This is a genomic window from Idiomarina sp. HB, from assembly GCF_048059115.1.
GTDB lineage: Bacteria > Pseudomonadota > Gammaproteobacteria > Enterobacterales > Alteromonadaceae > Idiomarina > Idiomarina abyssalis.
Genome location: NZ_JAYLVU010000001.1, coordinates 1,028,192 through 1,042,214, shown reverse-complemented (window position 1 = coordinate 1,042,214; position 14,023 = coordinate 1,028,192). Strand labels below are relative to the sequence as shown.

Here is a 14,023-nt window from a genome sequence, read left to right as displayed (position 1 = left end):
TGTGGCAAAATCAGATAGCTTAACCTTACCGCTGATATATTCGATTGCGATTCATACCGTGATAGCCGGTGTGTTGTTGATCAGTTTTGAATTTACACCATCAACGCCTGAAGCGATGGAAGTCAACCTTGATCAAAGTGAACTCGACATGTCTGAGGAAATTGTCAGCGCAGTTACTGTTGATAAATCGAAAGTACAGCAACAGGCCGATAAAATTCGACAGAAAAAAGCTGAACAAGAAGCGGCTGAGCAACGTCGAATAGAAAGACTGGAAAGACAAGCCGAGGAAGCTCGTAAAGCTCGTGAGCGAGAAGAGCAGCGTAGAAAAGAGATTCAGCGTCAGCAAGAGCTGGAAAGGCAGGAAGCTGAAAAAGCGAGACAGCAGGCTGAGCGAGAGAAAAAAGAAGCGGAACGGTTAGCCCAGGAAAGAGCTAAAGCAGAAGCTGCCGCAAAAGAAGCGGAGCGGCGTAAGCGCGAAGCAGAAGAGGCTGAGCGCCGAGCTGAAGAAGAGCGGCGGAAGCGCGAGGAAGAACGCCGCAAGCGCGAGCAAGCGGAGCGTGAAGCAGCAGAGCGTGAAGCTCAATTGCAAAAAGAGATGGAAGAAGAACGAGCCCGGCGTCAGGCAGCACGACGTCAACAAGTGATGAGTGAAGTTGAAAAGTATCAGGTACTTATTCAGCAAACTATTCAGCGTAACTGGAATGTTGATGACTCGATGCGTGGTAAGTCTTGTGAGTTGACTATCAGGGTTGCACCGAGTGGGTTCGTTAAGTCAGTAGACACAGGTCGTGGCGATGCGAACGTTTGTCGCTCAGCCCAGAACGCGGTATTGAAGGCGACAACCTTGCCTGTTTCTGAAGATCCAGAGATTTATGAACAAATGAGTACGATTAAACTGACTGTAAAACCGCAGTTGTAACAAGGTGACCGATGAAAAAAATATTAATTAACAGCTTATTACTCTTTGTTGCGCTAACAGCTTTTGCTCGCGCAGGGGTATTGGAAATCGTCATCACGGAAGGTATTGATACCGCACGACCAATTGCGGTTGTGCCGTTTGAATGGAAGGGCGAAGGTGAAGCTCCGAGCGAGCTTACCGACGTAATTGCGGCTGACTTGATGCGCAGTGGTAAGTTTAATCCAATTCCTTCAAGCGCCATGCCGCAACGTCCGGCTGCAGATGACGACATTGATTACTCTGCATGGGCGAAAATGGGAGTTGAGGCGATTTTAGTGGGTTCGATAGAGCCATACTCTGTTGATCGTTACATGGTTAAGTTTGAAGTTATTGATGTGCTAAGAGGACAAATTACTGGCGGTAATTCGCAGATGTTACGCAATGGCGAATTAGTTCAGAGTAATGATCATATTCTCGATTCTCGCTCAAGCGTTATCGATGGCGACCAGTTTCGTTCTTATGCGCATCGAATTTCCGATGTGGTTTATGAGGCGTTAACGGGTGAACGCGGCGCCTTTATGACTAAAATTGCTTATGTGACAGTGAATCACGAAGACCGTTATCCTTATAAACTGGCAGTAGCGGATTATGACGGCGCGAATGAGAAAATCCTACTCCGTAGCCCGGAGCCTCTCATGTCACCGTCCTGGTCTCCTGATGGAAACAAGCTTGCGTACGTCAGCTTTGAGAACAAAACGGCAGAAATATTCATACAGGACATCTACACCACCCGTCGGGAAAAGACAACGTCGTTTCCGGGTATTAACGGGAGTCCGGTTTTCTCGCCAGATGGTAAAAAATTAGCTATGGTGTTATCAAAGGATGGTAATCCTGAGCTTTATGTATTTGATATTAATACGAAGGACTTGCAACGTATCACTCGTAATCGTACGATTGATACAGAGCCTAACTGGACGCCTGATGGTGAATCCTTAATTTTCACCTCAGAAAGAGGTGGCAGACCACAGTTATATAGCGTAAATTTATCATCAGGCCAGGTTCGTAGGTTAACCTTTGAAGGTGAACAGAATTTAGGTGGTACAATAGTACCGTCTGGCAAGGATATGGTTTTAGTTAACAGAACACGAGGCAACTACCATATCGCTAAACAAGAATTCCCGCGTGGGAATATGCAAGTTTTAACAAAAACGGCATTAGATGAGTCACCCAGTGTGGCACCAAATGGCAGTATGGTTATTTACAGTACAACGCATAATAACAAACAAGTACTGGCATTGGTTTCTATCGATGGGCGTTTTAAAGCACGGTTACCGGCAACCGATGGTGAAGTGAAGTCACCGGCTTGGTCGCCATACATGTAAAACACAGCCTGAATGGTTAAATTGTTCGATAAAACGATAAGGACGAAAAGGATGCAGCTTAATAAACTTTTTAAAGCTCTGGCAATCGTTGTACCAATGGCAACTCTGGCCGCTTGTAGCTCAAATCAAGAAACTGATTCAGGTGCAGGTGCAGGTCAAGAGACCAATCAACAAGCTGAGCAAGACTCTGGTGTTCAAACTGGAGCAGCAGAGCGCGCTAAAACAATGGAAGAAGAACGTCAAGAGAAAATGGAAGCGTTACGTAAAGAACACATCGTTTACTTCGCTTTTGACAAATCTAACATCCAGTCAGAATACACTGACTTGTTGTCAGCTCACGCTGACTACTTAGTGAAAAACCCGTCTGTAAAAGTTGTTATTGAAGGTCATACCGATGAACGCGGTACACCTGAGTACAACATTGCGTTGGGTGAGCGTCGTGCTCAAGCGGTTGAAAACTACCTGCATAACTTAGGTGTTCAGGATTCTCAAACCTCTACTGTGTCATATGGTGAAGAGAAGCCGATGGTAAACGAATCAAACGAACGTGCATACGCCAAAAACCGTCGTGCCGTTTTAGTTTACTAATCTAAGAAAAGCGGATAGTACATGAGAAAAACGCTGTTAGCTGTATGTTTGTGTGTGCCTGGGGCTGTTATGGCTCAGGCACCTGTTTCTGGATTGTCTTCTTCAGGTGATGTTGAGCAACGTCTCGAGCAAATTGAGCGTATGCTCGAAGCTCGCTCAGACGCTCAGCTTAAAATGCTGAATCAGTTAGGCTCTCTGCAGCAAGATGTTGCTGAGTTAAGAGGCATAACCGAAGAGCATGAGTATCGTCTGGAGCAACTTTTAGAGCGCCAGCGCGAGCTGTATCAGGAAATTGATCGTCGCTTCAGTAATTTGAAGCAGAACAATAGTCAGAGTAATGAAGTGACTGGCAACTATGACGATCTAGAGCAGGTTCCTACACAAACAGACGGCAGCAGCTATTCTCCAAACTTGAGTGAGAATGACGCTTACGACAAGGCTATTGCATTAGTTCTTGAAGATAAACGTTATGATGATGCGATACCCGCATTTCAGTCCTTTCTTAAAAACTTCCCAAATTCGACCTATGCGGCAAATGCGCATTACTGGCTCGGGCAGTTGTTTTTTGCAAAACGTGAATACAACGAAGCGAAACAGCAATTTGAGACTGTTGTAAACGATTACCCGGATAGTAATAAGCGTGGCGATTGCTTGCTGAAACTAGGTGTTATAGCTAGTGAACAGAATAAGTCGGCAGATGCTAAGGCTTATTATGAACAAGTGGTCAAAGAATACCCAGATAGTACCGAAGCTAATTTGGCAAAACAGCGCCTTAATTAGTAACAACTGAGCAACATGTGTTCGTGATTTGAGCAGTTGCACGGTTTTTTTCAATTTTCAGTTGCATACGCGCACTATTTCAGTAAACTATGCCGCCGTTGCCAAGCAGAAACGGCAGCAAAATTGGCGTTGGGTTGTTAGCTCAGTTGGTAGAGCAGTTGACTTTTAATCAATTGGTCGCAGGTTCGAATCCTGCACAACCCACCACGTCGCCAATTAATATTATCTATCAGAATATGGGTTGTTAGCTCAGTTGGTAGAGCAGTTGACTTTTAATCAATTGGTCGCAGGTTCGAATCCTGCACAACCCACCACTCCTAATTACTTTGCTACAAGCACATCTTGAATTCAGCTATAATAAGCCCCACTTATTAAGAACACTTGGAAAATAAGCCGTAGTATCATGACCGAGATTCAAACTCTGGATAGCCTTGATTATACTTTTCCGCCTAAACCTAAGCCGTTAAGTGCGAAAGAAAAATCAGAGACAATTAATCGTATTAAGCAGCTTCTGATTAATGAAGATGCTGTGTTGGTGGCTCACTATTACACCGACCCTGATATTCAGGCTCTAGCTGAAGAAACCGGTGGTTGTGTGGCGGACTCTTTAGAAATGGCTCGGTTCGGTCGTGACCATCCGGCGAAGAAGTTGATTGTCGCCGGTGTTCGCTTTATGGGTGAAACGGCGAAAATTTTGACACCTGAAAAGCAAGTACTGATGCCAACATTAAAAGCGGAGTGCTCGCTTGATCTTGGTTGCCCTCCTGAAAAGTTTTCGGAATTCTGTGATCAACATCCAGACCGGACAGTCGTTGTCTATGCGAATACTTCGGCAGCAGTTAAAGCTCGTGCAGACTGGGTAGTAACTTCCAGCATGGCGCTTGAGCTTGTCGACCACCTGGATGCTAAAGGCGAGAAAATACTTTGGGCTCCTGACCGTCACTTAGGTGGTTATATCGCACGTGAAACTGGTGCAGATATGCTGTTGTGGCAAGGCGCTTGTGTGGTGCATGATGAATTTAAGGCAAAGGCATTGGAGGACATGAAAAAGCTCCATCCGGAGGCTGCAGTTCTTGTTCATCCTGAGTCACCGGAAAATATTGTCGCTATGGCTGATGCAGTAGGCTCAACATCGCAGCTCATTAAGGCGAGTCAGGAATTACCTAACGAAACCTTTATTGTGGCGACAGACAAAGGCATTTTCTACAAAATGCAGCAGCTTCAGCCGAATAAAACCTTTATTGAAGCACCTACAGCCGGAAACGGTGCAACTTGCCGCAGCTGTGCGCATTGTCCATGGATGGCCATGAACGGGTTAAAAGCAATTGAAGAAGCACTTACCGAAGGTGGTGAGGCTCATGAAATACATGTCGACGAAACCTTAGGTAAAAAAGCTATGGTACCACTGGACCGAATGCTGGAATTTTCGGCAAGCTTAAAATAACTAAGACAGGCTCCTTCGGGAGCCTTTTTTATTCCTCGCTTATACAAGATATTTATAGTCGCCATAAATGCATCGCCTACCGAACTGCACAACTGCATGCTAATCTGAATTTATTGAATATTTATTCGGGTGGAATTTGCATGGGGTTTTATGATCCGACTGAAGTGCGTGATAACTGCGGTTTCGGCATTATTGCTAACGTTAATGGTGAGCCTCGGCAAGGGTTGATTTCTACAGCCGTTAAGGCTTTGGATCGTATGCAGCATCGCGGCGGTATTGGTGCGGATGGTAAGACTGGTGACGGTTGTGGTTTGCTTCTGCAAATGCCAGAGCAATTTTTCCGTCAATTTGCTGAAAAAGAGGGTTGGCAGCTCAGCAAAAAATTTGCCGTTGGAATGCTCTTTTTCAGTCGAGACAACGATAAGCGCGAAACCGCACGCCAACTTATTGAACAAGAACTCCAGAGAGAGACCTTAGCCGTCACAGGTTGGCGCAAAGTGCCCGTAGATAACCAAGTGCTGGGGGAAGGTGCTAAGTCGTCTGAGCCTGTTATAGAGCAGGTTCTGGTGTCTGCTCCCCCGGGTTGGCGAAAGAAAGACTTAGAAAGACGCCTGTATATGGCGCGTCGGCGAATTGAGAAGCTCATTCCTAATCAGGAAGAACTTTATATTTCTTCGCTTTCTAGTTTGGTATTGGTTTATAAGGGCTTAATGATGGCAGCGGATTTGCCCGCCTATTATGCGGACTTAGCCGACTCCGATATGAAAACTTCCATCTGCGTATTCCACCAACGCTTCTCAACTAATACTGAACCGCGCTGGCCTTTAGCTCAACCATTTCGGTTTCTGGCTCATAACGGCGAAATTAATACCATAAGAGGTAACCGGCAATGGGCGCAGGCGCGGGCTTACAAGTTTCAGACCCCTTTGCTACCCGACTTACAGGATGCAAAACCGTTAGTCGGCTTGTCCGGCTCGGACTCTGCTTCGCTGGACAATATGCTGGAGCTGTTGTTAGCCGGCGGTATGGATCTATTCCGGGCTATGCGCTTGCTGATACCGCCCGCCTGGCAAGGCGACGCGACAATGTCTGATGAAATGCGCGCTTTTTATGAGTTTAACTCGCTGCACATGGAGCCCTGGGATGGGCCGGCAGGCGTGGTGATGAGTAACGGTCGACACGTCGCATGCAGTCTGGACCGCAATGGTTTACGCCCGGCCAGGTATGTATTAACGCGCTCTGGTGTTCTGACCATTGCTTCTGAAGTGGGTATCTGGGATTACGACGAACAGGAAGTCATAGAAAAAGGGCGCTTAGGGCCGGGTCAAATGATGGCGGTGGATACCTATACCGGTAAAATTTGGTACAACGACGAAATAGAAGATGAATTAAAACAGCGCCACCCTTATAAACAATGGCTGGAACAGCATCGTCGTCACTTAATTCCGTTTGAACGCAGTCACGCAGATAAACTGGGCCAGCGTCTTTATGACGATGAAACCATGCTGGTATTGCATAAAGCTTACCTGTACTCAGAAGAAGAGTTACAGCAAATTATCAGTGTATTAGCGAAAGATGGCCAGGAAGCTGTTGGTTCAATGGGCGACGACACACCGACTGCGGTTCTCTCCAAACAACCTCGCTTACTTTATGACTATTTTCGACAGCAGTTTGCACAGGTAACAAACCCTGCCATTGACCCCATTCGCGAACGGCACGTGATGTCACTTTCAACCATAATTGGACGCGAGCACAATGTGTTTAACGAAGCTTCTGGTGATGCTGACAGGGTGGTGTTCGAGTCACCCATTCTGATGTATACCGATTTAAAGCAGTTACGCGAATTGGATGAAAAGCACTACCGCGCAACAACACTCTCGCTGGCTTTCAAGCCGGAGGAAAACAACTTACGGCAGGCGATAGAAAGCCTTGTTGAAAATGCAAAAGACTCGGTTAAGAACAATCAAACCGTTATTCTGATACTGAGTGACAGAGGCTTGCAGCGCGGACAGTTGATGATACCGGCTGCGATAGCAGTTGGTGCTGTTCAACAGGCTTTAGTGGCTAATGACTTACGTTGCGATTCGAACATTATTATTGAGACAGCGTCTGCGAGAGACCCTCATCACATGGCGGTGTTGTTGGGTTTGGGAGCTACTGGAGTTTACCCTTACCTGGCTTATGAAACGGTGGAGCAATTGGTTGCTCGCGGCAAAGTAACTCTGGATATTAGAGAAGCCTTGCTGAACTACCGGAAAGGTCTGAATAAAGGACTTTTGAAAATACTGTCGAAGATGGGCATTGCAACAGTTGCCGGATACCGCGGTTCTTCTCTATTTGAAGCTGTTGGGCTTAACGAAGATGTACGCCGCCTTTGTTTTGCAAACGTGCCGGCGCGAATTGATGGTACCGGCTTTGATGATATTCAGCAGGATCTCCAGCAAAGCTTCCACAAAGCCTGGTTAAAGCGTAAGCCGCTGGCTCAGGGTGGTTTACTGAAATATGTGCATGGTGGGGAATACCATGCGTATAACCCGGATGTGGTCACCTCCTTACAACGCGCGGTTGCAACAGGTGAGCAGAGAGATTACGACGTTTACGCTAAATTTGTGAATCAAAGGCCGGTAACCCACCTGCGTGATCTGCTCAGTATAAAACTACCTGAAACAGCAAAGCTTGAAAAACACCAAGTTGAAGCGAAGGAAAGCCTTTACCAGCGTTTTGATACAGCGGCTATGTCCATAGGCGCGTTAAGCGCTGAGGCCCACGAGGCTCTGGCTATAGCAATGAATCAAATTGGAGGACATTCAAACTCCGGAGAAGGAGGCGAGGATCCTAAACGCTTTAACAGCTTAAAAAATTCCCGAATTAAACAAGTGGCTTCAGGGCGCTTTGGAGTGACACCTCATTACCTGGTGAACGCCGATGTGATTCAGATAAAAGTGGCGCAGGGTGCAAAACCTGGAGAGGGCGGACAACTACCCGGCGAAAAAGTCACTGCGGAAATAGCGCAACTACGCTACGCGGTGGCTGGTACGACATTAATATCGCCACCGCCGCATCATGACATTTACTCCATTGAAGATTTAGCTCAGCTAATTTTTGATTTAAAGCAGGTAAACCCTAAAGCTTTAGTCTCTGTAAAACTGGTTTCAACGCCGGGTATTGGCACTATTGCGACCGGGGTGGCTAAGGCTTATGCCGACTTGATAACCGTATCAGGCTATGACGGTGGTACCGGCGCCAGCCCCATGACGTCGGTCAAGTACGCAGGTTCACCCTGGGAACTCGGGTTGGTCGAAGTGCACGAAGCTTTGGTAGCGAATAACCTGCGCCATAAAATTCGTCTGCAGGTTGATGGCGGTTTAAAAACCGGTATGGATATTGTGAAAGCGGCAATTTTAGGGGCAGAGAGCTTTGGCTTTGGTACTGCTCCGATGATAGCTCTGGGCTGTAAATATTTGCGCATTTGCCATCTCAATAATTGTGCAACGGGTGTGGCTACGCAAGATGAAACCTTACGTCGTGAGCACTTTTCTGGTTTACCCGAGCGCGTTGTAAAACTGTTTGAGTTTATGGCTGAAGAGGTGCGGGACATTCTTGCTCATCTCGGTTTAGCTCAGTTAACCGATGCCATTGGACGGGTTGATTTACTAGAGCGTTTGCCGGGGGAAACCAAACGTCAGCAACAGTTACAGTTGACCGCTTTATTGGAATCAGCCGGGGTTCGCTCTGAACATTCATTGTATTGCACGGACAAAAACCCGCCGTATGACCAGGGCAAGCTCAACCAACATCTACTGGAACTGTGCAAAGAATCGATTGATGCACGCAATGGCGGGCGCTGGTCGCTGACCATTCGCAACGATGATCGGTCGGTAGGCGCAAGTGTATCCGGTCATATTGCCAGGCAATATGGAAACCAGGGAATGGCGGTAGCGCCTGTCACCTTAGGTTTTATGGGGACCGCCGGTCAAAGTTTCGGGGCATGGAATGCAGGAGGCTTAAAACTTCACTTAACCGGTGACGCGAATGACTACGTGGGTAAGGGTATGGCCGGGGGAGAAATTACCATTAAACCACCTGCGGGCTGCCGCTATAACAGTCATGAAGCCGTCATTATGGGGAATACCTGCTTGTATGGTGCAACCGGAGGAAAACTCTATGCTGCAGGTTGTACCGGCGAACGTTTTGCGGTGCGTAACTCCGGCGCTACGGCTGTTGTTGAAGGTATTGGCGACCACGGTTGTGAATATATGACAGGCGGTATTGTGGTGGTTTTGGGTGAATGCGGCATCAACTTTGGTGCAGGAATGACCGGTGGCTTTGCTTATTTAAGAGACAGTGACGGCGACTTGCACCGAAGACTGAATCACGAACTGGTTGAAGCGGTGTCACTGAATACACCAATTATTCAGGAGCACTTACGGGGTTTAATTCATGAGCATCACGAAGCGACGGGCAGCCAGTATTCGCGTGAATTACTGCGCAACTTTGAGCAGGTAGTGGAGAGCTTTTATATTGTGAAACCAAAAACGGCTGACGTAAAAGAGCTGCTGGGGCATCGTGCTCGATCTACCGCCGAATTACGCGTGCAGGTGATGTAATGAACAAGAATATTTATCAATTTTTAGACGTACAACGCATTGACCCGCCCAAACGCTCGGTTGAAGAGCGCCGAATTGAATTCAAAGAAATTTATGACCCGATGCCCGGCGTGCAGCTAAAAGGTCAGGCTGACCGTTGCCTGGATTGCGGTAATCCTTATTGTGAATGGCAGTGTCCGGTTCACAACTATATTCCTCAGTGGCTGGAGCTGGCTAACGAAGGTCGGGTTATTGAAGCGGCGGAGCTCATGCATAAAACCAATAGCCTGCCGGAGGTCTGTGGCCGGGTATGTCCTCAGGATCGCCTGTGCGAGGGAGCATGCACGCTCAATGACGATTTTGGCGCGGTAACTATTGGCAGTATTGAAAAACAAATGGTCGATGAGGCCTTTAAGCAAGGCTGGCGGCCGGATTTAAGTGGTGTTATTCAGCGCCGCGAGCGCGTTGCGGTTATTGGTGCCGGGCCCGCTGGTCTTGCTTGTGCAGATGTATTGGCACGTAATGGTGTCAAAGCCGTAGTTTACGACCGTTACCCGGAAATTGGCGGGCTGCTGACCTACGGCATTCCGCCATTTAAGCTGGATAAAGCGGTCATGACTTTGCGGCGTGAAATATTTACCAACATGGGCATTGAATTTAAGCTGGGTGTTGATGTTGGTAAAGACATCAGCTTCGCCGAGTTAGAAGCCAATTACGATGCGGTATTTCTGGCTCTGGGAACCTATAAAGCGCTGGATGGTAAATTAAAAGGTCTGGATGCAGAGGGCGTTTATCCGGCATTGCCATTTTTAATTGGCAATACCCAACGACTTATGGCTCATGAGCCTATGTCTCAGTATCCGCTTATTGATGTTAAAGACGAGACCGTGGTTGTACTTGGCGGTGGTGATACGGCCATGGACTGTGTCAGAACCTCGATTAGGCAGGGAGCCAAGTCGGTTGTTTGTGCGTATCGTCGCGACGAAGGCAACATGCCGGGCTCCCGCAAAGAAGTGCAGAACGCCCGGGAAGAGGGCGTATCTTTTGAATTTAATTTGCAACCACTGGAGGTAGTTACTGACGGTACAGGCAAAGTCAGTGGTGTGAAAATGGTGCGCACGGAGCTCGGTCCGGCTGACGAAGATGGCCGGCGCAGGCCGCAGCCGGTGCCTGAGTCAGAGTTTCTGATGCCCGCCACAGCGGTGATTATTGCTTTTGGTTATCAGCCCAACCCACCAGAATGGTTACAACAACACAAAGTGGAACTAAGCGACTGGGGTACCGTGCTTGCCACCGGCGATACCGAATTTGCTATGCAGACCAGTAATCCGAAGATCTTTGCCGGCGGTGATATGGTACGTGGCGCTGACTTAGTCGTGACCGCCATCGCTGAAGGGCGCAATGCAGCCGAGGGGATGCTGGACTACTTTGACAGCCAGTAAGCAGCGTTATTGACGCTGCCACTGTTTAACCAAAGCTGCATAACCCTGACGAAAGCTGGGGTACTGCAGTTGGTAGCCACTGTCTTTAAGGCCTTTATTCAGGCAGCGTTTGGAGCCTCTGGGCCCTACCTCAGTATCGATATTTTCCGGCAGTTCCAGACCGAGCTGCTGAGCAAGCCATTGGTAAACTTCATATTGCTTCACGGGCTCATCGTCATTGACTAGATAAACCGGAAGAGGGCGGATGACTTCTGTCAACAAGTGGACGATAAAGCCTGCGACATCGTCCTGGTGTATGCGGTTGGTCCAACTGTCGCGCAACTGGACTTTTCCCTGACTGAGCTGACGCAGTAAAAAGTCACGACCTTCGCCGTAAATGCCGCTGCAACGAAGAATTGACGTTGGCCCCGGCAACGCATGAATAAGTGACTCCGCCTGCAATAATGCCTTACCGGAAGCTGATGTAGGTTCAGTTGGACTGTTCTCATCTATCCATTCGCCTTCGCGTTGCGCATAAACACCTGTGCTGGAAACGTAAATAATATTCGGCTGATGGGCTTGCTGTGATAATACTTGCTGCAGATGTCGGCAGGGGACGACATAACCCTGGTGATAGCTATCTTCTGCTCCTTTCGCCGGGGTGAGAGTAATCAAGACGTTGTCCCATTTCTGTCTAAACAGCTGATAAAGCTCTTGTTCGTTGCCGAGGTCAGCAGCTATTAAGTCGACACCCGGGCGCACGGGTTTATTGCCGGGTGTTCTGCAAACTCCGGTAACCTGGTTTTTAAATGCGCTAAGCCTTTGCGCGACGCGGTCTGCAATATCACCGTAACCAAGTAAAAGCGTTTGCATGAAGATCCTCTTAGCGTTAATGTAAATTAAATGTTGAACAAAATAATAACGATACTGACCAGCAGCCATTATGAGCAGTGACGCCCCAATAGAAACCTTAGTTGATGAGCTTAAAACAGATTACCATCGCTCTCAATTTGAGTCTCTGTTTAAACGCAAAACAGCGCACTTAAGCGGGCCGGAAAAGCTCAAGCTTCGCATGCAAATTACCGAACTGGCCAAACCCGCATTGGGCGTTGTTGATCTCCGCAAAAAAATTCCTGCGGAAGTTGAACCCTATACCTTTCAAGGCCGCACACATTACTTTGACTTAACCGCCAGAAAAATATTTGAAGAAGGCTTACGTGCGTATAAAGGGGTTTTTACCAATGACACCAAAGCAAAAATACTGGCGTTAAAAGCGCACCATCAAAAACTTGCTGAACATAAAGCTCAGGAGCAGGAAGAACAGGACAATGCGCTAGACAACTTTGTGGCTGGCTATGAATATAAGCGTAGTGAAGAACGAGTGAATCTGGTTACCGCAGTGAAAATGGAACTTGCTGACGGGCAAAGGTTAAATGCCATGACGGTGGATGTTTCACATTCAGGGGTACAGCTAAAACTTCCTTTTGAACAGCAGTTGACTGGATTAAAGCATGCTCGTGTAACTCTCTATTTTTGTGGCTTTTCAGATGATTTTACTTTTGATGCTAATACTGGCTACGAATACCGGGTTGTCGGCGTAAAAAATAGAGATACCTGTTTATATCTGCGTTTAAAGCGCTTTGATGAGTCGTCGGATGATGACCTCAGCCTGCTTCTGTCAGACATTGTGACCAAGTCCAGAAGGCGTTACAAAATTAATGTTGAACATGTCGCACAACAAGTCATTGCGCGGGGGCATGAGAATTACTGGTTTAATGCGATTCAGGCTTTGCCTATTCTTCTTAGCAACAACTCCAGTACCTTTGCGGTAATAAGAACAGCAGCAAACCAGACACTACTGAATAGCTGGCAACAGCATCAAGGGGACTTGCTTGCTGAGCTTCTTGAGCAGACGTGGGTGCAAACCAGCGTTTCAGAGTTAAGAGGCTCCCGAAAAGAAACCCGTCGGCAAGTGACATTTTTTCGTATTAGCTTGCCGGTGAATAAAGTCTGGCGCGAGTACTTACTTCCTCTACAGGCATTGCAAACAGATAAGTCTTTAATGGCCACCTTGAGTGCGCTACGGGCTGCTGGCTATGGTACGCGCTGTTACCAACTAACAATAACCCATAGTAACGAAAAGCAGCTTGTTTACGCAGAGCTAAATCCAATAAGGACACCGTTTTGGCAGAATAAAACGGATGAAAAGCCGGATTTATCCAGGTTGCAGGACTACCGCTCTAAAGGGGCGGAAAAATTAAATTTCAAGCTACTCAGTGATGAGTCCTCAGCAAAACATAAGATTTTTCCTCATGTATTGTCGAATGCGCTCTTTCTCTATAAACGAGGCGTTGAGTGGAAACCTGAGCTTGCCGGGCTAATGTCGTTAACAGAAGGCTTGCCCACATTGTTTAATGAGACTGAATTTTGGTTAGCTAATGGCGACCGGATTCTTGGTGGGCGACGGCTCAGCTCCCATATAAGGCAGAAGCTTCGTCAGTTATCGGATGGGAATGAGTTTTCGTCGCGTATTCTGATTTTAAGAGTAAGCAGTGCGCTTCAAAAAGAAGCGGTTATGGGGCGAGATATTGGAGAATACGAGAGTTTTGAAGAGGCGGCGGAATATATACGCTTTCTAAACGACAACAGTAACTTTGTTGCGGTTCTGGTCTCAGCCCAGCCCTGTGCTAACCGCTTCCCAGAGGAACTGAGTGAAAGTTTGTCCTATATTCACCGCTACTTACCGCATCGGGCAAAAGAACTGGAGCACAACTTTTCTCAGCTTCAGGCGGTTATGACGTTGACTGACGTGACCCAGACTCTCATTGACCTGTCTGAGTTGACTGTGCCGTCGTAAGTCAACTATTTGTATGACTGATGGCCGTGGCTTTCCATCGTCGGGTATTTGCCCCATAATCAAATCA

At 47.5% G+C, this 14,023-nt stretch carries 9 protein-coding genes and 2 tRNA genes; 10 read left to right on the top strand and 1 reads right to left on the bottom strand.

Features of this window, described 5'->3' with window-relative positions; translation table 11 throughout:
• The first annotated feature begins 1 nt into the window (after nt 1).
• From tolA to VBY75_RS05120, 9 genes are all read left to right on the top strand, one after another.
• Nucleotides 2-919, top strand: a complete 918-nt coding sequence (gene tolA / locus VBY75_RS05160) for a cell envelope integrity protein TolA (protein WP_416511355.1) — start codon at nt 2-4, stop codon at nt 917-919.
• A gap of 11 nt (nt 920-930) precedes the next feature.
• On the top strand, nt 931-2,280 hold the full coding sequence (gene tolB, locus VBY75_RS05155; protein ID WP_054486857.1) for a Tol-Pal system beta propeller repeat protein TolB: 1,350 nt from the start codon (nt 931-933) through the stop codon (nt 2,278-2,280).
• Nucleotides 2,281-2,331: 51 nt separating this feature from the next.
• Complete coding sequence (gene pal, locus VBY75_RS05150; protein WP_054486859.1) at nt 2,332-2,868, top strand: peptidoglycan-associated lipoprotein Pal; 537 nt, start codon at nt 2,332-2,334, stop codon at nt 2,866-2,868.
• Between the two features lie 21 nt (nt 2,869-2,889).
• Complete coding sequence (gene ybgF / locus VBY75_RS05145) at nt 2,890-3,648, top strand: tol-pal system protein YbgF (RefSeq protein WP_222236711.1); 759 nt, start codon at nt 2,890-2,892, stop codon at nt 3,646-3,648.
• A 131-nt stretch (nt 3,649-3,779) separates the two neighbouring features.
• Nucleotides 3,780-3,855, top strand: a tRNA-Lys gene (locus VBY75_RS05140).
• A 31-nt stretch (nt 3,856-3,886) separates the two neighbouring features.
• A tRNA-Lys gene (locus VBY75_RS05135) sits at nt 3,887-3,962 on the top strand.
• 89 nt (nt 3,963-4,051) lie between these two features.
• A complete protein-coding gene (gene nadA, locus VBY75_RS05130; protein WP_222236712.1) occupies nt 4,052-5,092 on the top strand; it encodes a quinolinate synthase NadA in 1,041 nt (346 codons plus the stop codon).
• Nucleotides 5,093-5,232: 140 nt separating this feature from the next.
• Complete coding sequence (gene gltB, locus VBY75_RS05125; RefSeq protein WP_416511351.1) at nt 5,233-9,699, top strand: glutamate synthase large subunit; 4,467 nt, start codon at nt 5,233-5,235, stop codon at nt 9,697-9,699.
• Nucleotides 9,699-11,120 (top strand): FAD-dependent oxidoreductase, encoded by a 1,422-nt coding sequence (locus VBY75_RS05120; protein WP_416511349.1) that lies wholly within the window; start codon nt 9,699-9,701, stop codon nt 11,118-11,120. The genes gltB and VBY75_RS05120 overlap by 1 nt, the downstream gene beginning before the upstream one ends.
• A 6-nt stretch (nt 11,121-11,126) precedes the next feature.
• On the opposite strand, the gene VBY75_RS05115 is transcribed toward VBY75_RS05120, so the two are convergent.
• The gene (locus tag VBY75_RS05115; RefSeq protein WP_278356010.1) at nt 11,127-11,972 is read right to left on the bottom strand and encodes an SDR family oxidoreductase; all 846 of its coding nucleotides are present in this window, start codon (nt 11,970-11,972) and stop codon (nt 11,127-11,129) included.
• 70 nt (nt 11,973-12,042) lie between these two features.
• Here VBY75_RS05115 and VBY75_RS05110 point away from each other — a divergent pair, with 70 nt between their 5' ends.
• The gene (locus tag VBY75_RS05110; RefSeq protein ID WP_416511346.1) at nt 12,043-13,956 is read left to right on the top strand and encodes a PilZ domain-containing protein; all 1,914 of its coding nucleotides are present in this window, start codon (nt 12,043-12,045) and stop codon (nt 13,954-13,956) included.
• Nucleotides 13,957-14,023: the final 67 nt, after the last annotated feature.

What these genes read in the sequence shown, in the direction of transcription:
- VBY75_RS05120 (WP_416511349.1), top strand. Translation starts at nt 9,699, where the DNA reads ATGAACAAGAATATTTATCAATTTTTAGACGTACAACGCATTGACCCG.
- pal (WP_054486859.1), top strand. Translation starts at nt 2,332, where the DNA reads ATGCAGCTTAATAAACTTTTTAAAGCTCTGGCAATCGTTGTACCAATG.
- tolB (WP_054486857.1), top strand. Translation starts at nt 931, where the DNA reads ATGAAAAAAATATTAATTAACAGCTTATTACTCTTTGTTGCGCTAACA.
- nadA (WP_222236712.1), top strand. Translation starts at nt 4,052, where the DNA reads ATGACCGAGATTCAAACTCTGGATAGCCTTGATTATACTTTTCCGCCT.
- ybgF (WP_222236711.1), top strand. Translation starts at nt 2,890, where the DNA reads ATGAGAAAAACGCTGTTAGCTGTATGTTTGTGTGTGCCTGGGGCTGTT.
- gltB (WP_416511351.1), top strand. Translation starts at nt 5,233, where the DNA reads ATGGGGTTTTATGATCCGACTGAAGTGCGTGATAACTGCGGTTTCGGC.
- VBY75_RS05115 (WP_278356010.1), bottom strand. Translation starts at nt 11,972, where the DNA reads ATGCAAACGCTTTTACTTGGTTACGGTGATATTGCAGACCGCGTCGCG.
- VBY75_RS05110 (WP_416511346.1), top strand. Translation starts at nt 12,043, where the DNA reads ATGAGCAGTGACGCCCCAATAGAAACCTTAGTTGATGAGCTTAAAACA.